This window comes from Bradyrhizobium sp. CFUWI, from assembly GCF_056429085.1.
Genome location: NZ_JBWJZE010000010.1, coordinates 195,435 through 220,187, shown reverse-complemented (window position 1 = coordinate 220,187; position 24,753 = coordinate 195,435). Strand labels below are relative to the sequence as shown.

Sequence of the window (24,753 nt, the reverse complement as noted above, 5' to 3'; positions counted from 1 at the left end):
GCTCTGACCCTCCCCTGGAGGGGAGGACAATGACGAATGAGCTGCATCGAATGCCTTCCAAACCGGCCATCAGCTATTCCCACGTCACCAAGAGCTTCGGCTCGCTCAGGGCTGTCGACGGCGTGTCGCTCGACGTCGCCGAAGGCGAGTTTGTGGCCATCGTTGGGGGCTCGGGCTCGGGCAAGACGACGCTGCTGCGGCTCGCCAACCGGCTGATCGAGGCCGATGGCGGCACCATCAGTGTCGAGGGCGAGGACGTGCAAAGCGTCGATCCGGTCGCACTGCGGCGCCGGATCGGCTACGTCTTCCAGAGCGGCGGGCTGTTTCCGCATTTGAGCGTCGCTGACAATATCGGGATCACACCCAGATTGCTGGGCGCGCCGGCGGCGGGCATCGCCGCGCGGGTCGATGAGCTGCTAGCGCTCGTACAGCTCGACCGCGATGCGCATCGCGACCGCCTGCCGGCGGCGCTCTCCGGCGGTCAGCGCCAGCGCGTCGGCGTGGCGCGGGCGCTTGCCGCGAAGCCTCGCATCGTGCTGATGGACGAGCCCTTCGGTGCGCTCGATCCCCTCACCCGCGACGCGCTCGGCGAGGACTATCGTTCGCTGCATCGCAAGCTCGGCCTGACCACGGTGATGATCACGCATGACATGACCGAGGCGATCCTGCTCGCCGACCGCATCGCGGTGATGCGCGGCGGGAAGCTGCTCGCCCAGGGCACGCCTGCCGAGCTGTCGACGAGCGGCGATGCTTACGTGCTGGAGCTGTTGCGCACGCCGCGGCGCCAGGTCGAACGGCTGAACGCGCTGCTGCCGCAGGGCGGCGCGGCATGAGCGTCCTTGCCGATCCACGCTGGGGCGAGGCGCTGGCGCATCTGCCCGATTATCTTGGCAACCACGTGCGGGTGAGCCTTGCCGCGCTCGCGCTCGGTCTCGCCGTCAGCCTGCCGCTGGCGATCCTGACGCGCAACCACCCGGCGCCGCGAGCCGTCCTGCTCGCGATCGCCAGCATCGTGCAGACGGTGCCGGGTCTGGCGCTGCTCGCGCTGTTCTATCCGCTGCTGCTGCTGGCGGCGTCGGTGACGCTGGCCTGGTTCGGCGTGTCCTTCTCGGCCTTCGGCTTCCTGCCGGCGATGCTGGCGCTGGCGCTCTATTCGATGCTGCCGGTGCTGCGCAACGGCATCACCGGGCTCAACGGCATCGATCCCGCCCTGATCGAGGCCGCCAAGGGCGTCGGCATGACCGCACGGCAGTCGCTGATCATGGTCGAGCTGCCGCTGGCGTTGCCGGTGATGATGGCGGGCATCCGCACCGCCGCGGTGTGGGTGATCGGCACCGCGACGCTGTCGACGCCGATCGGGCAGACCAGCCTCGGCAATTACATCTTTGCCGGACTTCAGACCCAGAACTGGGTGTTCGTGCTGTTCGGCTGCCTTGCCTCGGCCCTGCTGGCCCTCGCTGTCGATCAGCTGCTCGGCCTGATCGAGGGTGGCCTGCGCCAGCGCAGCCGCGCCCGCTCCGTGCTCGGCGCAGCCGGCATTGCAGCGCTGGTCGCGGCCACGCTGGTGCCGTCGATGGGGCGCTCGTCGCAGGGCTATGTCGTCGGTGCCAAGACATTCGCCGAGCAATATGTGCTGTCGGCCCTGCTCAGGGACCGGCTGCAGGCCGCCGGCCTCACCGCGACGGCGCGCTCGGGCCTCGGCTCCAGCGTGATCTTCGGGGCGTTGAAGGCCGGTGACATCGATCTCTGTGTCGATTATTCCGGCACGCTGTGGGCCAACCAGCTGCATCGCACCGACATCAAGCCGCGTGCCGAGCTGATCGCGGAGCTGAAGGCTGCGCTGGCGAAGGACAACATCACTTTGCTCGGCGAGCTCGGCTTCGAGAATGCCTATGCGCTGGTGATACCGAAGAAACGTGCCGATGCGCTTGGCGTCCGCACCATTACCGATCTCGCCGCGCACGCATCGACGATGTCGATCGCTGGCGACTACGAATTCTTCTCACGGCCGGAATGGGCGGCGCTGCAGAAAGCCTATGGGCTTTCGTTCCGCGCCCAGCGCCAGATGCAGCCGGACTTCATGTATGCGGCGGTCGCCAGCGGCGAGGTCGACGTCATCGCCGGCTACACCAGCGACGGCCTGATCGCGAAATATGACCTGGTCGCGCTCGACGATCCCAGGCAGGCCATCCCGCCCTATGACGCGATCCTTCTGCTCGCGCCAAAGCGCGCCGGCGACGAACGGTTGCAGGCCGCGCTCAAGCCGCTGCTAGGCAAGATCGACATCGCCACGATGCGTGACGCAAATTTGCGCGCCAGCGGCAACGACGCGAATTCGTCGCCGGACGTGGTGGCGAAGTGGCTGTGGGAAAAGGTGGGCGGGCGGTAGGCACGCCGCCCGCCCCGTCATCCTGAAGTGCGAGTGATGGGGCGCGGAGCGCCACATCGCGAGCCTCGAAGATGAACGGCCACGATGTAGATGCAGCCGGGCTGTCGCCCTTCGAGGCTCACCAAGCGGCCTACGCCGCTTGATGAGCACCTCAGGGTGACGGTGATAGAGTTGTAGTCGCGGTGCAGGCGAGCGGGACTACAGCCCCCGGATCATCCCGGCGTCGATCAGCAGGCGGTTCAGTCGCCGCGCTTCGGCGCCGTCCTTGCAGGCGTAGAAGACGCCCTTGCAGCGGAGCATGATCTCCTTCTGCTCGGCAAAGGACGGGTCGAGCGGGATGCCCGCGGCCTCCTGGATGACCAGCGGCAGATAGGGGCCGTCGATCGTCTCCATCACGGCCTCGCTTCTGACCGGCTCGAAATTGAGGGCATCGATCGCGTAATAGGTCGCGTAGAGACGCGGATCGTAGGCGTCGAGCTTCTTGCCGAGAGCACCCTCGTCGAGCCCGGGCTCGAGGATACCGGGCGCGAACTCCGGCTGATGATCGCCGTAACGCACGATCAGGAAGGGCTCGCCCGGAAATTTCTTCTTCAGCCCCGCGACGAACGCCTTGTACTGCTCGGCGCTCATCGCCTGCCGGCGCAGATATTCGTCGATGGAGGCCGCGTTGCCCGGCGCGCGCCAGTTCGGCAGCAGCTCGGGACGAAAGCGCGTCTCCCAGGGGAAATGATTGGCGCCGAGATAGATGAAGGTGAACAGCGGCTTGTTGGGCGGCTGCTGGCCGATCAGCTGCAGCGCCTTGTCGTAGAAGAAGCTGTCGGGCTCGACATCCTTGGCGCCGAGATCCTTCGAATCGAGGAAGCGTTCGATGCCGGTCGTCATCTGAAAGCTGCGGGCCGCCATGAAGCCGCCATGGGCGGGATAGAGCGACATCGTGTCGTAGCCGCAGCGGCGCAGCGCCAGCGGCAGCCCGCGCTCGACGCGGTTCGAGGCGATGCGTGTCACGAAATAGGCGAAGCGGCCGAACGAACGCGAGGACAGCCCCGCGAGCACGTTGTATTCGGTGAACCAACTCGGCCCGCCATTGCTCTCGGCCAGGAACGTGCGCTGCTTGCCGTCCCAGGATTTGAAGTGGCTGCCATAGCCCTGCGGCACCTTGATGCCGCGGGCGGCGCGGATGTCGAAACTCGATTCATCATGGATCATGATGATGTTCGGCCGGCGTCCTGCGGGGTGACAGGAATCGACCAGCGGCATGTTCAGCCGCTCATTGCTCGCAGCGGCCGATTCCATGAAGCCGTATTGCACGAAGTCGGAGACCGAACTGACGCCGGAGCGGAAGAATTTCGACAGATAGCCGTCGTCGTAATAGCCGCGCCAGGCCTCGTCAGGATGATAGAGCGAATAGCCGACCAGCGCGGCGAGGCAGGCCAGCTTGCAGGCGAGCGCGGGCAGGCGGCGGATGCGGAACGGATCGAGCCACCACAGCGCATACATCAGCGGCAGCGTGACGAGGCCAGCCAGGATCACCGACCAGCGCAGATTCGGGAAGATCGCGAACAGGAACGCGACGGTGTCGCGGTCGATCATCATCAGGTCGATGAAGTTGACCGTCATCTGCACGACGTCGTGCTTCAGCCGCGACAGCAGCACCAGCACGACCACCATGGTCAGCGACAGCGCGCCGGAGAGCGCCGGCCGGCGCAGCAATGTGATCCAGAAGAAATTGAGGATACCCCAGGCCAGCGCGAACGACAGCCGCGAGCCGAAATCGGTCTCGGTCTGGTACATCAGGGCGAGGGCGGCAAGGTGCGGCGTGGCAACGGCGAGCAGCCGCCAGATGCCAAGCGCGGCAACGCTCGCCAGCACGGCGGTGGTGGCAGAAGGACCTGGATTGGGCGCGGACGCCATCGAGGACACGCAACTCTGGTCCGGTGCGGTGATGCCAAGCCGTCTGGCCGGCCCGAGAACGACCAGGGCCTCCGGCGCAGCCGGAAGCCTGCACCGTGTCATAAAACTGTAACGGAACGGTCAAGGACAGGCAACGCGCGTCGTGATCCGACCTTCGCTTCATCCTGGTGGGCGGCGACGAGGTGCCCCACGTTTCGAGTGCCCGCTTGCCCAACTCCATCTCCTCACCCTGAGGAGCCCCGCGAAGCGGGCGTCTCGAAGGGCGAGGCCCGGACCGGGGCCTTCATGGTTCGAGACGGCGCTGCGCGCCTCCTCACCATGAGGGTCCAGCGGCGGTTGCCGCGGCGTCAGGATTTTGCGATCCCGGCAATGAACAGGTCGAGCACCGCTTCCGCCATCCGCTCGATCTCGCCCTCCTCGACGCCCCAGCGCGGAAAATGGCCGTCGAGATTCATCCGGGCAAAGCCATAGACCAGCGCGCGGCCGGCGATCTGGACCTGCTTGATGTCGGCCGGTCGCAGCAGGCCCTGCTCCGCCGCCTCGGCCAGGAGCCCCTCGGTCAGCGCGATCAGCTCGGCATTGTCGCGGCTCAGGTCGGCGGAGCTGCCGTGAGCGAAATAGCGGCCGGTGGAGATGATCTCGAAATGGGCGGGATTACGCATCGCCCAGCGCAGGTAAGCGAGCCCGAAGGCGCGGAAACGCGCAAGCGGGCCGGCGGCCGGCGCCTCGCTCAGCGCCGCCTCGATCTCGGCACGAAAGCGACGCTGCGCCTCCGCCGCCGCTGCCGCCATCAGGGCATCGCGGTTCGGAAAGTGCCGGAATGGCGCACCCGGGGACACCGCGGCCCGGCGCGCGGCCTCGCGGACCGAAACCTCCGCGCCCTCCGCCGCAAGCTGCAGCGCAGCATCGATCAGGACGCGGCGAAGGTCGCCATGGTGATAGGGCTTGGCCTGGGCCGTGGGGCGGCGGGCACGCGGCTTGGAGGGCTGACGAGCGGACATTAGGCGCTTCTAGCATCACCCGAACGTGAATGTAAGCAGCGATTACACCATTGACCAGTCCGATGCCCTGCAATGTAATCGATGATTACATGACGAAGGGAGATCACCATGTCGCAACGTCAAGGCTGGCTCGAAGGCTGGCGGCTGCTTGCCGCCCTGTCGTTGAGCCTGATCGTCCTCAGCCTCTGGATCGCCTCGATGCGGCATTTCGAGGTCGAGGGCGTGCGGATGGTGATCCGTTTCACGGCGCGCAGCTCGCTCGCGCTGTTCTGCCTCGCCTTCAGCGCCGCGGCGCTGGCGCGGCTGTGGCCCAACGCCTGGACCCGCTGGCAGCGCCGCAACCGGCGCTATCTCGGCCTCAGCTTTGCGGCCTCCCACGCCATCCACGCGGCCGCGATCGTTGTTTTCGCCTGGATGGATCCTGCCAGCTTTGCGGAAGCAACCTCGGTCGTCTCCTACATCTTCGGTGGCCTGGGCTATGTCGTCATCATGGTCATGAGCGCGACCTCGTTCGACCGCACCGCCGCGCTGATCGGCGCGCGCGCCTGGCGGACGCTGCACCTGGTGGGCGGCTATTATCTTTGGTTCCAGTTCCTGGTGTCGTTCGGCAAGCGCGTGCCGGCGATGCCGCTCCATGCCGCGTTCCTGATTCCGCTCCTGATCGTGCTGGCGCTGCGTATGATCGCGATGGCACGCCATCCGCGCGCGCAGACCGTTGCAGCGGGCTGAAGCGCCTGCCTTACTGCGGCAGGAACCCGAGCCGCTTGGCGATGATGCGATCGAGCGTCCGCTTCGGCAGCACGGCCGCGATCAGGTGGCGCATCGGGTCGGGCGTGATCTGGTAGCGCACCTTGGGGCTCGCCGCCGTCAGCGCCTCGAACACGATCTCGGCGATCCGCTCGGCCGGCAGGCCCTTGGCGCCGAGGTCCATCATGAAGGCCATGACCTTGTTCAGCGCCGGCAGATAGGGCGAGTTCTGGTAGACGGAGAGGTCGATCTGTTCGGCCTTGCTCCAGATCGGCGTCTTCACTGCGCCGGGAGCGACGATGATGACGTCGATGCCGAACAGCATCAATTCGCGGCGCAGGCTTTCCGACAATCCCTCGATGGCATGCTTGGAGGTGCAATAGGGCGCCGACAGCGGATTGCCGTTCTTGCCCGCGACCGAGCTGATCATCACGATCCGCCCCTTCGGCCCCTTCAGCGAGGGATCGGCGCCGAGCAGCGGCCCGAACGCCTGCGTCGCGATGACGGGGCCGATGACGTTGATATCCATCTGGCGGCGAAAATCGTCGGCCGACAATTCGAGCACGGGACCGGCGACCGCGACGCCCGCATTGTTGACGAGGCCGGCCAGCGTCTGCCCGCCCAGCGCCTCGCGGACTTCTCGCGCAGCCGCGAGGACTGCGGCTTCGTCGGTGACGTCGAACAGCAGCGGCGTGAAATTGGCGCCGAACTCGGCCTTGAGCCGCTCGGCATCGGCCTGCTTACGAACACTGCCGAAGACACGATAGCCGCGCCCGATCAGGAATTTTGCGGTAGCCCAGCCGATGCCGGTGGATGCACCGGTGATGACGACAGATCGCATGGTCTCCCTCCCTCAGGTGCCAGCAATCATGCCTTGGATTCTTGGCGGTGTCCCGGACAAGCGCAGCGAAGCGGAGCGCAGAGCCGGGACCCAGGGAGCCACAATGGACCCCGGATCAGCAGCGCAGCACCAACGTGCTGCGCTGCTGATGGGAAACGACTTCTTAGTTCTTGCTCTTGTCGACCAGCGCGCCCTTCTTGATCCAGGGCATCATGTCGCGCAGCTTGGCGCCGACTTCCTCGATCGGGTGCTGAGCGAGCTTGGCGCGGGTCGCCTTGAACGAGGTCTGGTTGACCTTGTTCTCGAGCATCCAGTCGCGGGCGAACTTGCCGCCCTGGATGTCGGCCAGAACCTTGCGCATCTCCTTCTTGGTCTCGTCCGTGATGATGCGCGGACCGGTGACGTACTCGCCGTACTCGGCGGTGTTGGAGATCGAGTAGTTCATGTTGGCGATGCCGCCTTCGTAGATCAGGTCGACGATCAGCTTCACTTCGTGCAGGCACTCGAAATAGGCCATCTCCGGCGCGTAGCCGGCTTCGACCAGCGTCTCGTAGCCGCCCTTGATCAGCTCGACCAGGCCGCCGCAGAGCACCACCTGCTCGCCGAACAGGTCGGTCTCGCACTCTTCCTTGAAAGTGGTCTCGATGATGCCGGCGCGGCCGCCGCCGATGGCGGAGGCGTAGGACAGGCCGAGGTCATGGGCGTTGCCCGAGACGTCCTTGGCGATCGCGATCAGGCAGGGCACGCCGCCGCCGCGCTGATATTCCGAGCGCACGGTGTGGCCGGGGCCCTTCGGCGCGATCATCAGCACGTCGAGATCGGCACGCGGATCGAGCAGGTTGAAGTGGACGTTGAGGCCGTGCGCGAACACGAGGGCGGCGCCCTTCTTCATGTTGTCGTGCAGGTGCTCACGATAGATGTCGCCCTGGAGTTCGTCCGGAGTCAGCATCATGACGAGGTCGGCCCATTTGGCGGCTTCGGCAACTTCCAGCACCTTGAAGCCGGCGGCTTCCGCCTTCTTGGCCGAGGCCGAACCCTTGCGCAGCGCAATGGCGACTTCCTTGACGCCGGAATCCTTCAGATTGAGCGCATGGGCATGGCCCTGGCTGCCATAGCCGACGATGGCGACCTTCTTGCCCTTGATCAGGTTCAGGTCGGCGTCGCGATCGTAATAAACACGCATGGTCGTTTCCTCGTTCAGGGCCGAAATCGGCCAATGGTCAATGTCCGAAGGGTGAAATTTGCGGATTTCGGGGGCTGTCTAGAGCATTTTCAGCCCTGAGGGAAACCCGTTTCTGCATGGAAATCCGCGACATCATGCATCCACGAAAACGGGGTAGAGGGAGGCCAGCAGCAGGATCGCCATCAGGATATTGAAGGCGCGGACCAGCCGCTCCGAGGTCAGGACCGGCCGCAGCGCGGAGCCGAACAGGGCCCAGACCACGGTCGAGACGGTGCCGACGATCAGGCTGATCAGGGTCTGGATCGCGATATTGAGCGGGAATTGGGCGATCGCCGCATAGGCGGTGATGGTGCCGATCACGATCACCCAGCCTTTGGCGTTGATCCATTGGAACATCGCCGCGCCCCAGAAGGTCATCGGGCCGCGGCCATCCCCCTCCCCCGGCCTGGCCGGGCCGGACATGGCGATCGCGGCGGCAAGATAGATCAGGTAGGCGGCACCGGCATATTTCAGGACGGTCTGCAGGATCGGATAGGCCAGGAACACGGAGCCGAGCCCGAGGCCGACAGCGGCGACCATGAAGGCGAAGCCGAGGACGATGCCCACGATGTGGGGGATGGTGCGCCGGAAGCCGTAGGTCAGGCCCGAGGACAGCAGCATGATGTTGTTCGGCCCGGGCGTGAAATACATCACGACCATGAAGATGAGGAAGGCATAGAGCAGCGACTGGGACATGCTCACCTCACGCCGTCTTCGCAAGGACTTGTGGCCGCTTCGCCAGCACCATCACGGCGATACCGCCGATCACGGTCACCATGCCGGCAAGCCGCAAGGGTCCGAACCGCTCGCCGAAAACGATGCTGGAGGCGGCCGAGCCGACGAACGGGACCAGCAGCGCAAACGGCACCACTTGCGCGGCGGGATAGTCGCGCAGCAATCGGCCCCACAGCCAATAGGCGACGCTGGTGGAGATGCCGCCAAGCGCCAGCATGCAGAGAGCCGATGTCAGCGACATCCGGCTCAGCGACGTCCAGGTCGGCGCCGGGCCGTTGGCGATCAGCGTCAGCACGAACAGCGGTACGGCCGAGGCTAGGCACAGCCACGCGAACAGCTCGAACATCGGTGCGCCGCGGGCACTGCGCAGCAGCAGATTGCCGACCGCAAAGCTGAGCGGTGAGATCATCAGCACGGCAAACGCAGCGACGCTGAAATCGTAGCCGACGGTGCCGCAGATCATCAGCAGGCCGATCGCGGCGACACCGATGCCGAGCGTCTGCATCGGGGTCGGACGTTCGCCAAAGGCGATCGCGGCAAAACCGATCGTGAACAGCGCCTGGCTCTGCACCACGACGCTGGTCAGCCCGACCGGCACGCCGTGAGCGATGCCATAGGCCTGGCTCAGGAACTGGCCGAGGAACAACGTGGAGCTGATCGCGATCAGCAGCGACCAGGCGATTTTGGGCTTGCGGATGAACAGGCATGGCACCGCGGCAATGGCAAAGCGCAGGGCCGTCATCAGCTCCGGCGAAAGCTCGTCGAGCGCGATCCGGCTCGCCACGAAGGCAAGCCCCCAGATGATCGCCACCAGGATGGCGATGAGGATATCGGCCGGCTTCATTGTTGTTCTCGGCTCTGCCCTGTCGTGCAGCCCTGTTGTTATTCGTCTAGCCTTGCTCGCCGGCCTTTGGTTTGCGCAGCAGATACGTGCCGTGCATCGGTGCGTGGTAATCGGCCGAGACCAGCGTGAAGCCGACGTCGGTCAGCATCCGCTCCATCACCCAGCCGAAGGTGGAATATTCGTCGCGCATATGCGTCACCACGCTTTCGCGCGCGAAATCGTGGTTCTTGATCTGGACGTCGGCCCATTGCTCGACGTCGCGCTCGATTGCGTCGGGCATCGCGGTGTAGACGATGTCGCGCAGGTAGAACGTTGATCCCGGCTTGAGCGCGCGGAAAATCCGGGACATCGCCACTGCTTTCCAGAAATCCGGCAAATGGTGCAGCGTGAATTCGCTGACGATGAGATCGTAGGATTCCGGCCGATAGGCGAAGCTGAGCAGGCCCGCGGACTGGGTCGCGACCTTTGCCTTGCGATCGCGCGCGTAGATCTCGGCGAGCGCCAGCATCGCCGGCGAGATGTCGATGGCGTCGACCTCGGCCCCCATCAGCGCCGCCTCGGTCGCCAGCACGCCGTTGCCGCAGCCGATGTCGGCGATGCGCCAGCCGCGCTGGACTCCCAGCATCTTCAGTGCGGCGCGCGCCCGCAGATCGGCATCGTCGTGGGCGTCGTAGATCGAGGCCACGGCGGGCTCGATCCCCATCCGGTTCCGCTCGTTATAGTACCAGTCGCGCGCCAGCATGGTTCACATCCCTTCAGGCCCGCGGCCGATCGCGGCAACACCCGTGCGCGACACCTCGACAAGGCCGAGCGGGCGCATCAGGTCGATAAATTGGTTGATCTTGTCCGTGTTGCCTGTGATCTCGAACACAAAGCTCTCGGTCGTGGCGTCGATCACCCGGGCACGGAACGCATCCGCGAGCCTGAGCGCCTCGACGCGATGCTCGCCCTGCCCGCGCACCTTCACCATCGCGAGCTCGCGCTCGATCGAGCGGCGGGTCTGGGTCATGTCGACGACCTGATAGACCGGGATCATGCGGTCGAGCTGGTTCTTGATCTGCGCGATCACCATCGGCGTGCCGGTGGTGACGATGGTGATGCGCGACAGATGCTTCTGGGCCTCGGTCTCCGAGACCGTGAGGCTTTCGATGTTGTAGCCGCGGCCCGAGAACAGGCCGATGACGCGCGCGAGCACGCCCGGCTCGTTCTGCACGAGCACCGCGAGCGTGTGCGTCTCGTTCGGATCGTGGCGCTCTTCGATGAAATAGGCGGATGCGGGCTGGTTCATTGTCGTCCCCTCTTGTCTCTCCGTCACGCCATCGCTGACGCGTCCGTCCCGACCCAACGGCGGAACAGATCGAAATCGATATTGCCGCCGGACAGCACGAGACCGACGCGCCTGCCCTTCAGCTTGCTCTTTTCCTGCAGCGCCGCGGCCAGCGCGGCTGCGCCGGCGCCTTCGGCGAGATTATGCGTATCGGTCCAGTAGGCGCGGATCGCGGCGGCGACCTCGTCGTCGGTGACCTCTACGATGCGCGAAGCACCCTTGCGGATCAGCGCGAATGCATCCTCGTCGGGGATGCGCGTCGCCATGCCGTCGGCTCGCGTGTTGCTGGTTTCGGTCGTCACGATTTTTCCGGCCGCGAACGACAGCGCATAGGACGGCGCTTCCGTCGACTGCACGCCGACGATCTCGGTCTTCAGGCCGAGCAGGTCACGCGCCATGATGCAGCCGCAGATGCCGGAGCCCTGCCCGATCGGTACATAGAGAATATCGAGGTCGGGCACTGCGCGGAACAGTTCGAGAGCGTAGGTGGCAACGCCAAGAACGAGATCCGGGTGGAACGAGGGCACCATGTGGAGCCCGGCGAACTGCGCGCGGCGCTCGGCTTCCTCGCGTGCCGCCTGAAAGTCCTCGCCGTGTTCGACGAGTTCGGCACCAAAGGCCTTCATCGCGCGGTTCTTCTCGACCGAATTGCCGCGCGGCACATAGATCACCGCGGGCACGCCGTGGCGGCTCGCGGCAAAGGCGAGGCTCTGACCGTGATTGCCGCGCGTTGCCGAGATGATGCCCGGTGTCTTCGGCCGCTCGCGCTTCAGCCGTTCGAGATAGACGAGGCCGCCGCGCACCTTGAAGGCGCCGATCGGCGTGTGGTTCTCGTGCTTGACCACGACCTCGGTGCCGAGCCGACCTGCGAGCAACGGCCAGGCATGCGCCGGCGTTGCCGGCACCGCCTGCCCCACGATCGCATGTGCGCGCTCGAGCTCTCTCAGGTCGAACATGGCCTCACACCAGCGCCTTGCCGCCGGCGAACGCCTTCGCGGTCGCCTCGTCATTGGCCTGCTCCGGCAACAGCATCTCGTTGTGCGCCTTGCCGGACGGAATCATCGGGAAGCAGTTTTCCAGCGCCGCGACGCGGCAGTCGAACAGAACGGGACGCTTGACCGAGATCATCTCCTGGATGGCGCCGTCGAGATCGCCGGGCTTGTGCACCTGGAGGCCGACGGCGCCATAGGCTTCCGCGAGCTTGACGAAATCCGGCAGCGCCTCCGAATAGGAATGCGACAGGCGGTTGCCGTGCAGCAGCTGCTGCCACTGCCGCACCATGCCCATGTACTGGTTGTTCAAGATGAAGATCTTGATCGGCAGCTCGTACTGCACCGCCGTCGACATCTCCTGCATCGTCATCTGCACCGAGGCATCGCCTGCGATGTCGATGACGAGACTGTCGGGATGGGCCACCTGCACGCCGACCGCGGCCGGCAGGCCGTAGCCCATGGTGCCGAGACCGCCCGACGTCATCCAGCGATGCGGCTCCTCGAAGCCGTAGAACTGCGCCGCCCACATCTGGTGCTGGCCGACCTCGGTGGTGATGTAGGTGTCCCTGCCGCGCGTGGCCTCGAACAGGCTCTGGATCGCATGCTGCGGCAGGATGACGTCGCTGCTCTTCTTGTAATAGAGCGAGTTGCGGGCGCGCCATTGCGCGATCTGCTGCCACCAGGACTTGATGTCCGGCTTCTTCGCCTCCGCCTTGAACACCTGGAGGATGTCGCCGAGGACATTGCCGCAATCGCCGATGATCGGCACGTCGACGCGGATGTTCTTGTTGATCGAGGACGGGTCGATGTCGATGTGGATCTTCTTCGAGCCAGGGGAGAACGCATCGACGCGGCCGGTGATGCGATCGTCGAAGCGCGCGCCGACGCACAGCATGACGTCGCAATCATGCATGGTCATGTTGGCCTCGTAGGTGCCGTGCATGCCGAGCATGCCGAGCCAGTTCTTGCCCGAGGCGGGGTACGCCCCCAAACCCATCAGCGTGGAGGTGATCGGGAAGCCGGTGACCTCGACCAGCTCGCGCAACAGCCTGGTGGCCTCGGGGCCGGAATTGATGACGCCGCCGCCGCTGTAGATCACGGGGCGCTTGGCGTTGGCCAGCAGCGCCACCGCTTTGCGGATCTGTGCCGCATCGCCCTTCACGCGCGGTGCATAGGAGCGGTGCACGTCGGATTTGCGCGGCGGATGATAGGTGCCGGTCGCGAACTGCACGTCCTTGGGAACGTCGACCAGCACGGGGCCGGGACGGCCGGAGGTCGCGACGTAGAACGCTTCGTGCAGCACCTTGGCAAGATCATTGACGTCGCGCACCAGCCAATTGTGCTTGGTGCAGGGGCGCGTGATGCCGACAGTGTCGCATTCCTGGAACGCGTCGTTGCCGATCAGATGCGTCGGCACCTGGCCCGAAATGCAGACCAGCGGGATCGAGTCCATCAGCGCGTCGGTCAGCGGCGTCACCATGTTGGTGGCGCCGGGGCCGGAGGTCACCAGCGCGACGCCCGGCTTGCCGGTCGAGCGCGCATAGCCCTCGGCGGCGTGGCCCGCGCCCTGCTCGTGACGGACCAGGATGTGCTGGACCTCGCTCTGCTGGAAGATCTCGTCATAGATCGGAAGCACGGCGCCGCCGGGATAGCCGAAAATGTCGGTCACGCCGTGATCGATGAGCGCGCGAACGATCATCGCGGCGCCGGTCATCTGGTTCGGATCGTGGCTCTTGTCGCTCATTTGGCTTGCTCCGGATGCGCTGTTGTCAGCGGCTTCGTTCGTGTCGGGTTCAGGAAATAAAAAAGGCCCCGAAGAGGGCCCATGCACACCGCCTGTCTTGTGGATGGCAGCTAGCCATCCCCGGCGGTGTGCCTGGGTACGACGGCGATAAGGAGTTTGGTAATAATGTTACACATGGCAGGCGCTCGGCTTCCCAAAGGTTGCGCGAACATAGCGGCCAAAGCCTGGATGTCAAGGCAATGCGGCCGTCCCCGCGCGATTTTGGCAGTGTAGCGGTGTTCCCCGGGTTCGGCGAGAGGTAAATTGGGGAACCCGGACGGAAAAGCGCGTCAGCCGCGGTCGCGGACCGCGTCGACAATCGCAGCGAGCCATCGCCTCGCCTCCTCCGGCTTGACCCATTCGAACTCCGGCAATTGATGCCGGAACCAGGTGAATTGCCGCTTGGCATAGTGGCGGGTGTCGGCGCGGCCGATGGTGGCGGCCTGCTCCAGGCTGAGCTCACCGCGCAAGTGCCGGATCAGGGCCGGCACGCCATGAGCCTTCATCGCCGGCAGCAGCGGATCGAGCTGCCTGGCGGCGAGCCGCTCGACCTCCTGCAACGCGCCGGCGGCCAGCATGGCATCGAAACGGGCGTCGATCCGTGCGTAGAGCGCGTCGCGCTCGGGCGCGAGAAACACCGCCCGAAAACTCTCCTTCGGCAGCAGCGGAGGCTGGCCTTCCCGGTGCCAGTCGAGCAGCGAACGGCCGGTCGCCTCGACCACTTCGAGCGCACGCGCGATCCGGGTGCGATCGCGCAGGTTCAAGCGCTCGGCGGCCTGCGGATCGCGACGCGCCAATTCCGCGTGCAGCGCCTCCGCACCGTTCCGTTCCAGCCGCGCGCGCACGTCCTCCCGCACCTCGGCAGGAATTGGCGGCACCACGGAGAGCCCGGCCGTCAGCGCCTTGAAATAGAGCCCGGTGCCGCCGATGAAGATCGGCAGGCGCCCTTCGGCACGCGCCTCCTCGAGCGCCTTTGCCGCGTCGGCCACCCAGGCCCCGGCCGAGAAATTCACGGCCGCATCGACATGCCCGTAGAGTCGGTGCGGAGCGCGCGCTTCCTCGTCCTGTGTCGGCCGTGCCGTGATGATGCGCAGGTCGCGGTAGACCTGCATGGAATCGGCATTGACGACGATGCCGCCGGTGGCGAGCGCGAGCTCCAGCGCCAGCGCCGACTTGCCGCTGGCGGTCGGGCCTGCGATAAGCACGGCCTCGCCAACAGGCCTTCTGCCGACTTGCTCCTCGCTCACGAAAACCTCAAATGTCCCTCGTCGCCACGCTGATCTGCAACCCCGACAATCCCGCGCTCGATACGACCATCGTCGACGGCGCCCGCGCCGTGCTGCCGCAGGCGGCGCCCGCGCACTGGCTGTTCGACGGGGTCGCGGTCGATATCCCGTTCGGCGCCGACAGTAACCTCGAACCCGACCGTCACGCCATCGAGCAGCGGCTCCGCGAGCTTCGCGGCGACCTGCCCATCGACATCGTCGTGCAGCCAGTCGGCGCCCGGCGCAAGAAGCTTTTTCTCGCCGACATGGATTCCACCATGATCGGCCAGGAATGCATCGACGAGCTCGCCGATTTCGTCGGGGTGAAGGCGCATGTGGCCGCCATTACCGAACGCGCCATGCGCGGCGAGATCGAGTTCGAGCCGGCGCTGCGCGAGCGCGTCGCGCTGCTGAAGGACCTGCCCGCCAGCGCGGTCGACGAGGTGCTGGCCAAGCGGATCACGCTGACCCCGGGCGGCCGCGAGCTGGTCGCAACCATGCGGGCCCACGGCGCCTATACCTGCCTCGTCTCCGGCGGCTTCACGCTGTTCACGACCGCGGTCGCCGCCAAGATCGGCTTTCAGGAGAACCGCGCCAACGAGCTCGTCGTGCGCGACGGCAAGTTCACCGGCGAGGTGAAGGAGCCGATTCTGGGGCGCGCGGCCAAGCTCGCGACGCTGGTCGACCTGATGGAGTCGTTCGATCTCGACGACATCGACTCGGTCGTGGTCGGCGACGGCGCCAACGACCTCGCGATGATCCAGGCGGCGGGGCTCGGCGTCGCCTATCACGCCAAGCCGGCGGTCGCGGCTGCCGCAGCTGCGCGGATCGATCACGGCGATCTCACCGCGCTGCTCTATGCGCAGGGGTACCGGCGGGACGAGTTCGTGGAGGGGTAGATCTTCTCTCGTCATTCCGGGGCGATGCGGAGCATCGAACCCGGAATCTCGAGATTCCGGGTCTGGTGCTTACGCACCATCCCGGAATGACCGTGAGTGTGGGCGAAGCCTCAGTTACTGCACGCTCAGCGCCACGAAGCGCAGCTCGCCCTCGGCATTCGAGACCAGCAGCAGCACCGACTTCTTGCCGTCCTTCTTGAGCTGATCGACCCGCTTCTGGATGTCGGCACCGCTCGACACCGCTTCCTGCGCGACCTCGACGATGACGTCTCCGGCCGAGAGGCGCTTCTCCGCGGCGTCGGAATTGGCGTCGACATTGGTGACGACCACGCCCTTGACGCTGTCCTTGATCTTGTAGCGCGTGCGCAGATCCTTGTTCAGCGCGGCGAGATCGAGGCCGAGCGCCTTCTGCGTCACCGGCTTGTCGGGCGCCGGCTCGTCGGTCTTCACCGCGGCCTGCACCTTCTCGGGATCCTGGAGGCGGCCGAGTGTGACCTTCTTGGTCTGCTCCTGGCCCTTGCGGATGATGACGACGTCGACCTCCTTGCCGACCGCCGTGTCGGCGACGACGCGAGAGAGATCCTTGGGATCTTTCACGTCCTTGCCGTCGAACTTGACGACGACGTCGCCGGGCTCGATGCCCGCGGGCTTGGCCGGGCCCTTGTCGTCGATGCCGGCGACCAGCGCGCCGCGCGCGGGCTTGATGTTGAGGCTCTCGGCGATCTCGTCGGTGACGCTCTGAATGCGCACGCCAAGCCAGCCGCGGCGCAACTCGCCGAACTGGCGCAGCTGGTCGACGACGCCCACGACCGTCTTCGACGGCACGGCGAAGCCGATGCCGATCGAGCCGCCGGAGGGCGAGATGATCAGCGTGTTGACGCCGATGACGTCGCCGTCGAGGTTGAACAGCGGACCGCCGGAATTGCCGCGATTGATGGAGGCGTCGGTCTGGATGTAGCTGTCGTAGGGCCCTGAGGAGATGTCGCGATTCTTGGCCGAAACGATGCCGGCGGTGACCGTGCCTCCCAGGCTGAAGGGATTGCCGATCGCGACCACCCAGTCGCCGAGGCGAAGCTTGTCGCTGTCGCCGAACTTCACCGCGACGAGGGGCTTCGGCGGCTTGATCTTGAGCACGGCGAGATCGGTCTTCTTGTCGACGCCGACCAGCTCGGCCTTGATCTTGGTGCCGTCGTTGAGGATGACGTGGATCTCGTCGGCATCCGCAATGACGTGATTGTTGGTGACGACGACGCCCGCGGTGTCGATGATGAAGCCGGATCCGAGCGAGTTGGTCTTCTTCGGGGCGCTGCCGCTGTCGCCGCCCTTGCTGCCGCCGCCAGGTCCCCTGCGGTTCTTGAAGAAATCGTCGAAGAACTCCTCGAAGGGCGAGCCGGGCGGCAATTGCGGCATGGTGTTGCCGCCGCCGCCCTTGGCCTCCACGGTCTGCGACGTCGAGATGTTGACGACGGCGTCGATCACCTTCTCGGCGACGTCGGCGATGCCATCCGGTCCGCGCGCCTCGGCCGGTGTGCCGAACGCGCTGAAAGCACTGACGACGAGCGCGGCCAGCCCTAAACGCAAGCGGGTCGGGGCAATGGTGGCAGCGGGCATTGGTATCTCCAGAGAAAAGGATTCGGTCCAGACTGCGCTCGAACGGGGGGACGGCGCAAGCACGGAGCTTAACGGGCCTCAAGAGCCCGATAATACGGCGAAAACCGGTCCTTCGGCTTCACTTTGGCGTTGGTGCGAGGTCTAGACCGGACGCCGCATAACCCAGATCAGGACCAGGCCGACCACGGCCGAGCCGATCCCGACCGCCCGCAGGATGTTATCCGGCGTGGCGATGGCGCTCTTCATGGCCTTGCGCATCCAGTTCGGACTCGCCGCAAACATCAGGCCCTCCAGCACGAACAGGATGCCCAAGCCGATGAGGAAGTCGGCGAACGCAATGGACCTCATCGGATTGGAACCTCCCGTTATGCTGTTCTTGTCCGGACGAAGGGCGGCCAGACCTGCCGCCCTCAGTCTCGCTTACGGCTTCGCCGGCGTATCGGTTGCCATCTTGCCGGACGGGTTGCTGAAGTACCGGAAGAAATCGGAGTCCGGCCGCAGCAGGAAGCGGGTATCGCTCGACTTCAGGCCGTTCTCATAGGCGGTCATCGACCGGTAGAAGGCGAAGAAGTCGGCATCCTTGCCGTAGGCTTCCGCAAACAGGCGGTTGCGCTCGGCATCGCCCACACCGCGGGTCTGCTCGGCCTGCGAGTTGGCTTCCGCGACGATCACTGTCGCCTCACGGTCGGCCTTGGAGCGGATCTCCTGCGCCTTCTGGCCGCCCTGCGCGCGGAACTCGGCCGCTTCGCGCTCGCGCTCGGTCTTCATGCGCTGATAGACCGCCTGGCTGTTCTGCTCCGGCAGGTCGGCGCGGCGGATCCGGACGTCGACGACCTCGATGCCGTAACCGTCGGCCTCGCGATCGAGCTGGTCGCGGATGCGCAGCATCAGCTTCTCGCGGTCGTCGCGCACCACGTTGATGAAGGTGACTTCGCCGAGCACGCGGCGCAGTGACGCGTTCAGGAGCGTGGTGAGCTGGATGTTGGCAGCCTGGATCGAGCCGACGCTCTGATAGAAGCGCAGCGCATCCTTGATGCGGTAGCGCGCGAAGGCGTCGACCACGAGCCGCTTCTGGTCGGACGCGATCGCTTCCTGCGACGGGTTCTCCAGGTCGAGAATCCGCTTGTCGATGTTGATCACCGAATTCCACGGCGCCTTGAAGTGCAGGCCGGGCGCGGTGACGACGTCGACGGGGCGGCCGAACAGGAGCACGATGGTCTGCTCGGTCTGCTGCACCGTGAACAGCGACATGTAGCCGAGGACCGCGACGAGCAGGAGCGCGAGCAGGGTGACGAAACCTGTGACCGGAGACCTCATCGGCTGCCTCCGCTCGAGGGCTGCCCGGTGGTAGGCGGCCGCTTGGTGGTCAATTCGCCCAGCGGCAGATAGGGCACGATGCCCTGGCCCGAGGAGCCGCCGTCATAGACGAGCTTGTCCGCGCCGCCGAGCACGCGCTCCATCGTCTCCAGATAGATCCGTTCACGCGTCACGTCGGGCGCCTTCTTGTATTCGTCGTAAACCTTCAGGAAGCGCGAGCTCTGGCCCTTGGCCTCGGCGACCGCCTGCTCCTTGTAGCCTTCGGCGGCCTGCTGAATCTGCGCCGCCCGTCCACGGGCCTGCGGCACGACCTGGTTGGCGTAGGTCTGCGCCTCGTTCTGCAGCTGCTCGAGATTGGCGCGCGCCGCCTGGACGTCGCGGAAGGCGTCGATCACCTGCGCGGGCGGATCGACCTTCTGCATCTGCACCTGGCTGATCTGGATGCCGGCGCCGTAGCTGTCCAGCGTCCTCTGGATCAGCTCCTGCACGCCCTGCTCGGTGACGTTGCGCGCACCGGTCAGGATCGGCTGGATCTGCGACCGGCCGATCACCTCGCGCATCGCGCTCTCGGCCACCGCCTTCACGGTGCCCTCGGGGTTCTGGATGTTGAAGAGGAAGTCACCGACGCCATCGGGCTTGATGCGCCACAGCACGGTGAAATCGACGTCGACGATGTTCTCGTCGCCGGTCAGCATCAGGCTCTCTTCCGGCACGTCACGGATGGAGCGGCCGCGCCGCGCCGGATCCTCGATCAGCGTCATGCCGATCGAGATGGTGTTGACGCGCAGCGCCTTGGGCAGCAGCACGGTCTCGATCGGATAGGGCAGATGATAGTTCAGGCCCGGCTGCACGGTGCGGACATGCTTGCCGAAGCGCAGCACGACGCCGAGCTCTTCGGACTGCACGCGGAAGAAGCCCGACAGCAGCCAGAACGCGATGATGAGCAGGACGATCAGCGTGATGCCGATGCCGGAGAAATAGCCGCCCGGCATGATCTGCTGGAGGCGGTCCTGGCCGCGCCGCAGAAGGTCTTCCAGATCCGGCGGCCTCGGCCCGACCGGTTGCGGGCCTGAGCCCCATGGTCCCTTTGGACCCGAGCCCCACGGGCCACCGCCCTGATTCTTCCACGGCATTCGACGCTCTCCTCGGCAGGGTGGAAACGCCCCCGCCCGCTTTGTCCGGTCCGGCTTTATAGGGGACAGGCAGGTCCCTTACAACGCGGCCCTGACCGTCCTTCGAGCTATGCTCGGGCACGAAAAAGTCAATGTAAACATTGACGAAAGCGGTTAATGGCCGCGCCGCCGACGATATGTCACATAGGAGAAGTCGGCGCTGTCGTCGGGACCGGCAGGATGGCGGACCCGGTCAACCTCGTCCCATTCGCCCTTGTCGATGTCGAAATACGTATCCCCTTCGGGCCGGGCATGGACTTCGGTGATTTCGAGGCGATCGGCGCGCTCGAGCCATTGCCGGAAGATCTCGGCGCCGCCGATCACCGCGATGGCAGTGGCCGAACGCCGCAGGGCATCCCCGCGCGCAACCGCGTCCGCATCCGCGGCCGACGTCGTGACGATGGCCCCGTTGGCACGATAGGCCGGATCGCGCGTAACCACGATGTTGGTGCGGCCCGGCAGGGGACGGCGGGGCAGCGATTCGAAGGTCTTGCGGCCCATGATCACGGGCTTGCCGATGGTCAGCGCCTTGAAGCGCGCCATGTCGGATTTCAATCGCCACGGCATCGCGTTGCCCGCACCGATGACGCCGTTCTCCGCGATCGCGACGACGAACACGATCTCCATCAGGCAGAGCTCCCGGCAAGCCGCGTCAGCGCCGGCCCGGTGACGCGGCATAGCGTCCAGTCGTCCATCATGACGGCGCCGAGCGATTTGTAGAACGCGATTGACGGCGCGTTCCAGTCGAGCACCGCCCATTGCAGGCGCGCCCAGCCGTTGTCGACGCATTCCTTCGCGAGATAGACCAGCAGCGCCTTGCCGAGCCCTCTGCCCCGATGCGACGGCCGCACGTAGAGATCTTCGAGATAGATGCCGTGGCGACCGCTGAAGGTCGAGAAATTCGTGAACCAGACCGCGAAACCGACGGCCTCGTCGTTCCATTCGGCGATCGCGCAATAGAGTTGCGGCCTTTCACCGAACAGCGCGTCGTTGATGTCAGCCTCGGTCGCCTCCACCTCGTGGGAGAGCTTCTCGTGCTCGGCGAGTTCGCGGATGAAGGAGAGGACGAGCCCCCCTTCTCCGGGCTGCGCACGGCGGATGGTCAACGACATCTGCGTCAGACCGCGACTTCCGCCTTGATGTGCGGATGCGGATCGTAGCCGACCAGCTCGAAATCCTCGTAGCGGAAGGAGAAGATGTCCTTCACATCAGGATTGATCCGCATCGCCGGCAGCGCACGCGGTGCGCGGCTGAGCTGGAGCTTTGCCTGCTCCAGATGGTTGGAATAGAGATGGGCGTCGCCGAACGAATGCACGAAGTCGCCGGGCTTCAGCCCGGTGACCTGCGCCACCATCATGGTGAGCAGCGCATAGGAGGCGATGTTGAAGGGCACGCCGAGGAAGACGTCGGCCGAGCGCTGATAGAGCTGGCACGACAGTTTGCCGTTCGCGACATAGAACTGGAACAGGCAATGGCACGGTGGCAGTGCCATCTTGTCGACTTCGGCCGGATTCCACGCCGAGACGATCAGGCGGCGGGAGTCCGGATTGCGCTTGATCATGTCGACCACGTTCGCGATCTGATCGATGCTGCGGCCGTCGGGCGCGGGCCAGGAGCGCCATTGATGGCCGTACACCGGGCCGAGATCGCCATTGGCATCCGCCCACTCGTCCCAGATCGTGACGCCGTTGTCGCGCAGATATTTGACGTTGGTGTCGCCCTTCAGGAACCACAATAGCTCATGCACGATCGCCTTCAGCGGCAGCCGCTTGGTCGTCAGCATCGGGAAGCCGGCCGACAGATTGAAGCGCATCTGATGGCCGAACACCGAGAACGTGCCGGTGCCGGTGCGGTCGGTTTTCTCCGCGCCGTCCGAAAGAATCCGCTCGAGCAGGTCCTGGTACTGGTGCATGTGCGACTATGCCTTTGGGAAGGCGGCGAACTTAGCGGCCGCCCCCGCGCTGCAACAGCGGCGATTCGCTGTCCGCACCGATTATACCCGGAAAAGTGAGCGCTCCCGGCGCAAACGACAAGGGGCGGAACTCGACGTCCCGCCCCTCGTCTATCGGCTTGATAGCATTGCCTAAGTTGCCGGCTTCAGCACCGGGGTCCACTTCGCGATCTCGTTCTTGACGAGGGTCGCCAGCGCCTCCGGCGTCCGCTCCGCCGCGGCGGGAATGACGCTACCGAGCTCGAGCAGGCGCTTCTTCACGTTCTCGTCGTCGAGTGCCTTGCTGGCCGCAGCGTTCAGGCTGGCCACGATCGCCGCCGAAGTTCCCTTGGGCGCGAACATCGCATTCCAGGCCTGGGCCTGGAATTTCGGCAGGCCGGCTTCCGCCGTGGTCGGCACGTTCGGCAGCGACGGATTGCGCTGCGGTGTTGCGATCGCATAGGCCTTGATGGTGCCGGCGTTGATCTGCGGCACGGCGTTGACGATCTGGTCGCACATGTAGTCGACCTGCCCCCCCACCAGCGCGTTCATCGCAGGTCCGGTGCCGTTGAAGGGCACGCTGACCGGCTTGACGTCGAGGATCGAGTGGAGGAGCTCGCACGAGACGTGCGAGACCGAGCCGACGCCGGCATGCGCCGCGTTCACCTTCTCGGCGTTGGCCTTCACGTAGGTCACGAACTCGTTCAGGTCCTTGGGCGGAAAGTCCTTGCGCGCCAGGATGAGGATCGGCGTGCCTGCGAGCAGCGCGATCGGCTCGAAATCCTTCTCGGGATGATAGGCGAGCTTCGGATAGAGCGGCACCGAGGCGGCGTGCGTGCCCATGTGCCCGGTGATCAGCGTATAGCCGTCATTGGCCGCGCGCGCGGCGCGCGTGGTCGCGGTGGTGCCGCCGGCGCCGACCACGTTCTCGATGATGACGCTCTGTCCGAGCGTCTGCGCCATGTGGCCGGTGACGATGCGCGCGATGACGTCGGTCGGACCGCCGGCCGCAAACGGCACGATCATGGTGATGCTGCGCGTCGGGTAGGTCTGGGCCTTTGCCGGTGCGACAAAGGCGCATAGCGAGGCAAGCGCTGCGGCACATGCGCCCGAAGCGATCGTGCGAATGGAAGTCATATCGTTCTCCCGGGACAAGATGCCGGCCACAAGGGCCGGCATTTTCATTTCACGAAGCCGTCACACAAGTCGATTCGACTTCCGAATGCGGCGTGCCGACGCAGGCGGTGGTCAGTTCTCGGATTCGGTGAACACCTCGTCGCGCTTCGATCGCAACGAAGGCAGCACGGTAAGGACGAGGAGGCCCGCCGCGACCGCCAGCAGCACTGCCGACAACGGACGCGTCAGGAACACGCTCCAGTCGCCACGCGAGATCAGCAGCGCACGGCGCAGGTTCTCCTCCATCAACGGTCCCAACACCATGCCAAGCAGCAGAGGTGCCGGCTCGAAATCGTGCTTGATCAGCCAGTAGCCGACGAGACCGAACACGCCGGCGAGGATGACGTCGACCGGCGCGTTGTTCACCGAATAGATGCCGATCGCGCAGAAGATCACGATCGAGGGGAACATCAGCCGGTAGGGCACGCGCAGCAGCCGCACCCAGATTCCGACCAGCGGCAGGTTGATGATGATCAGCATCAGATTGCCGATCCACATCGAGGCGATCATGCCCCAGACGAGGTCCGGCTGCTTCTGCATCACCTGCGGGCCCGGCACGATGCCGTGGATGGTCATCGCGCCCACCATCAGCGCCATCACCGCGTTCGGCGGGATGCCGAGCGTGAGCAGCGGAATGAAGGAGGTCTGCGCGGCGGCGTTGTTGGCGCTCTCCGGCCCCGCCACGCCCTCGATCGCGCCGCGGCCAAACCGCGACGGGTCCCTGGCGAGCTTCTTTTCGAGCGTATAGGCGCCGAATGATGCAATCGTCGCACCGCCGCCGGGCAGGATGCCGAGGATCGAGCCGAGCACGGTGCCGCGCAGGATCGCGGGCGTCGAGTCCATCAGATCCTTCTTCGTCGGCATCAGGCCGGTGATCTTCTGCTGCACGAGGTCGCGGCTCATCTCGGCGCCGGCATCGAGATTGCGGATGATCTCCGCAAAGCCGAATACGCCCATCGCCACCGTCGCAAAGCCGAGGCCGTCGGCGAGTTCCGGAATGTTGAAGGCCATGCGGGAGGCGCCGGTTTCGATGTCCGAGCCGACCATCGACAGCAACAGGCCGAACACGATCATCGCGATCGCCTTCAGCACCGAGCCCTTGGCCAGCACGACCGCAAAGATGAGGCCGAGCACCATCAGCGAGAAATACTCGGCCGGACCGAACGCCAGCGCCAGCTTGGTCAGGGGCGCGCCGAGCACGGCGATGAGCACGGTCGCGACGCAGCCGGCGAAGAACGAGCCGATCGCGGCGATCGCCAGCGCCGGGCCCGCGCGGCCCTGCCTCGCCATCTGGTGGCCGTCGATGGCGGTGACAACGGACGTCGCCTCCCCGGGTATGTTGACCAGGATCGACGTGGTCGAGCCGCCATACTGGGCGCCGTAATAGATGCCGGCGAGCATGATCAAGGCGCCGACCGGCGGCAGTCCGAAGGTGATCGGCAGCAGCATCGCGACGGTCGCGATGGTGCCGATGCCCGGGAGCACGCCGACCAGCGTGCCGACGAGGGCGCCGATCAGGCACATCAGCAGGTTGATCGGGGTGAGCGCGACGGCGAAGCCGTGAGCGAGGTTGGCAAAAATATCCATCACG

At 65.6% G+C, this 24,753-nt stretch carries 24 protein-coding genes; 4 read left to right on the top strand and 20 right to left on the bottom strand.

Features of this window, described 5'->3' with window-relative positions:
- The first annotated feature begins 50 nt into the window (after positions 1-50).
- Positions 51-833 (top strand): ATP-binding cassette domain-containing protein, encoded by a 783-nt coding sequence (locus AC066S_RS22875; protein ID WP_478270674.1) that lies wholly within the window; start codon positions 51-53, stop codon positions 831-833.
- The gene (locus AC066S_RS22870; RefSeq protein ID WP_478270673.1) at positions 830-2,389 is read left to right on the top strand and encodes an ABC transporter permease/substrate-binding protein; all 1,560 of its coding nucleotides are present in this window, start codon (positions 830-832) and stop codon (positions 2,387-2,389) included. Before AC066S_RS22875 ends, AC066S_RS22870 begins: the two co-directional genes overlap by 4 nt.
- Positions 2,390-2,587: 198 nt before the next feature.
- On the opposite strand, the gene AC066S_RS22865 is transcribed toward AC066S_RS22870, so the two are convergent.
- Together AC066S_RS22865 and AC066S_RS22860 are read right to left on the bottom strand one after the other, a co-directional pair.
- Positions 2,588-4,300, bottom strand: a complete 1,713-nt coding sequence (locus AC066S_RS22865; protein WP_478270672.1) for a sulfatase-like hydrolase/transferase — start codon at positions 4,298-4,300, stop codon at positions 2,588-2,590.
- A 347-nt stretch (positions 4,301-4,647) separates the two neighbouring features.
- A complete protein-coding gene (locus tag AC066S_RS22860) occupies positions 4,648-5,301 on the bottom strand; it encodes a TetR/AcrR family transcriptional regulator (protein ID WP_478270671.1) in 654 nt (217 codons plus the stop codon).
- 108 nt (positions 5,302-5,409) lie between these two features.
- Here AC066S_RS22860 and AC066S_RS22855 point away from each other — a divergent pair, with 108 nt between their 5' ends.
- Positions 5,410-6,030 carry a hypothetical protein gene (locus tag AC066S_RS22855; RefSeq protein ID WP_478270670.1) on the top strand — a complete coding sequence of 207 codons (621 nt, stop codon included), beginning with the start codon at positions 5,410-5,412 and terminating at the stop codon, positions 6,028-6,030.
- Between the two features lie 10 nt (positions 6,031-6,040).
- Here the strand turns inward: AC066S_RS22855 and AC066S_RS22850 are convergent, their stop codons facing one another.
- The 9 genes from AC066S_RS22850 to miaA form a co-directional block, all read right to left on the bottom strand.
- On the bottom strand, positions 6,041-6,889 hold the full coding sequence (locus AC066S_RS22850; protein ID WP_478270669.1) for an SDR family oxidoreductase: 849 nt from the start codon (positions 6,887-6,889) through the stop codon (positions 6,041-6,043).
- 163 nt (positions 6,890-7,052) lie between these two features.
- Positions 7,053-8,072, bottom strand: a complete 1,020-nt coding sequence (gene ilvC / locus AC066S_RS22845; protein WP_126255348.1) for a ketol-acid reductoisomerase — start codon at positions 8,070-8,072, stop codon at positions 7,053-7,055.
- 132 nt (positions 8,073-8,204) lie between these two features.
- Positions 8,205-8,807: a LysE family translocator gene (locus AC066S_RS22840; RefSeq protein WP_167771865.1), complete on the bottom strand. Its 603-nt coding sequence runs from the start codon at positions 8,805-8,807 to the stop codon at positions 8,205-8,207.
- 7 nt (positions 8,808-8,814) lie between these two features.
- On the bottom strand, positions 8,815-9,690 hold the full coding sequence (locus AC066S_RS22835; protein WP_478270668.1) for an EamA family transporter: 876 nt from the start codon (positions 9,688-9,690) through the stop codon (positions 8,815-8,817).
- 46 nt (positions 9,691-9,736) lie between these two features.
- Entirely contained in the window at positions 9,737-10,432 is a 696-nt protein-coding gene (locus AC066S_RS22830; RefSeq protein WP_126255345.1) for a class I SAM-dependent methyltransferase, read from the bottom strand.
- A gap of 3 nt (positions 10,433-10,435) precedes the next feature.
- On the bottom strand, positions 10,436-10,978 hold the full coding sequence (ilvN, locus tag AC066S_RS22825; RefSeq protein WP_028137987.1) for an acetolactate synthase small subunit: 543 nt from the start codon (positions 10,976-10,978) through the stop codon (positions 10,436-10,438).
- A 23-nt stretch (positions 10,979-11,001) separates the two neighbouring features.
- A complete protein-coding gene (locus AC066S_RS22820; RefSeq protein ID WP_126255344.1) occupies positions 11,002-11,973 on the bottom strand; it encodes a threonine dehydratase in 972 nt (323 codons plus the stop codon).
- Positions 11,974-11,977: 4 nt separating this feature from the next.
- On the bottom strand, positions 11,978-13,753 hold the full coding sequence (locus AC066S_RS22815) for an acetolactate synthase 3 large subunit (RefSeq protein ID WP_478270667.1): 1,776 nt from the start codon (positions 13,751-13,753) through the stop codon (positions 11,978-11,980).
- A gap of 329 nt (positions 13,754-14,082) precedes the next feature.
- The gene (miaA, locus tag AC066S_RS22810) at positions 14,083-15,039 is read right to left on the bottom strand and encodes a tRNA (adenosine(37)-N6)-dimethylallyltransferase MiaA (RefSeq protein ID WP_478270666.1); all 957 of its coding nucleotides are present in this window, start codon (positions 15,037-15,039) and stop codon (positions 14,083-14,085) included.
- An 11-nt stretch (positions 15,040-15,050) separates the two neighbouring features.
- Between miaA and serB the strand changes: the two genes are divergently transcribed.
- The gene (gene serB / locus AC066S_RS22805) at positions 15,051-15,956 is read left to right on the top strand and encodes a phosphoserine phosphatase SerB (RefSeq protein ID WP_126255341.1); all 906 of its coding nucleotides are present in this window, start codon (positions 15,051-15,053) and stop codon (positions 15,954-15,956) included.
- Between the two features lie 114 nt (positions 15,957-16,070).
- Here the strand turns inward: serB and AC066S_RS22800 are convergent, their stop codons facing one another.
- The 9 genes from AC066S_RS22800 to AC066S_RS22760 all read right to left on the bottom strand — a co-directional run bounded on the left by AC066S_RS22800 (position 16,071) and on the right by AC066S_RS22760 (position 24,749).
- Positions 16,071-17,567: a Do family serine endopeptidase gene (locus tag AC066S_RS22800; protein WP_126255340.1), complete on the bottom strand. Its 1,497-nt coding sequence runs from the start codon at positions 17,565-17,567 to the stop codon at positions 16,071-16,073.
- Positions 17,568-17,708: 141 nt separating this feature from the next.
- Positions 17,709-17,915, bottom strand: coding sequence for a DUF2065 domain-containing protein (locus AC066S_RS22795; protein ID WP_028137993.1), 207 nt, complete (start codon positions 17,913-17,915; stop codon positions 17,709-17,711).
- A 72-nt stretch (positions 17,916-17,987) separates the two neighbouring features.
- A complete protein-coding gene (hflC, locus tag AC066S_RS22790; protein WP_126255339.1) occupies positions 17,988-18,884 on the bottom strand; it encodes a protease modulator HflC in 897 nt (298 codons plus the stop codon).
- The gene (hflK, locus tag AC066S_RS22785; RefSeq protein WP_135168553.1) at positions 18,881-20,017 is read right to left on the bottom strand and encodes an FtsH protease activity modulator HflK; all 1,137 of its coding nucleotides are present in this window, start codon (positions 20,015-20,017) and stop codon (positions 18,881-18,883) included. The genes hflC and hflK overlap by 4 nt, the downstream gene beginning before the upstream one ends.
- 153 nt (positions 20,018-20,170) lie before the next feature.
- The gene (locus tag AC066S_RS22780) at positions 20,171-20,683 is read right to left on the bottom strand and encodes a dihydrofolate reductase (protein ID WP_126255337.1); all 513 of its coding nucleotides are present in this window, start codon (positions 20,681-20,683) and stop codon (positions 20,171-20,173) included.
- Positions 20,683-21,168, bottom strand: coding sequence for an N-acetyltransferase family protein (locus tag AC066S_RS22775; protein ID WP_478270665.1), 486 nt, complete (start codon positions 21,166-21,168; stop codon positions 20,683-20,685). Before AC066S_RS22775 ends, AC066S_RS22780 begins: the two co-directional genes overlap by 1 nt.
- Before the next feature lie 5 nt (positions 21,169-21,173).
- Positions 21,174-21,968: a thymidylate synthase gene (locus AC066S_RS22770; RefSeq protein WP_478270664.1), complete on the bottom strand. Its 795-nt coding sequence runs from the start codon at positions 21,966-21,968 to the stop codon at positions 21,174-21,176.
- A 171-nt stretch (positions 21,969-22,139) separates the two neighbouring features.
- Entirely contained in the window at positions 22,140-23,123 is a 984-nt protein-coding gene (locus tag AC066S_RS22765) for a tripartite tricarboxylate transporter substrate binding protein BugD (RefSeq protein ID WP_126255334.1), read from the bottom strand.
- Between the two features lie 111 nt (positions 23,124-23,234).
- A complete protein-coding gene (locus AC066S_RS22760; protein WP_164718334.1) occupies positions 23,235-24,749 on the bottom strand; it encodes a tripartite tricarboxylate transporter permease in 1,515 nt (504 codons plus the stop codon).
- Positions 24,750-24,753 lie beyond the last annotated feature (4 nt).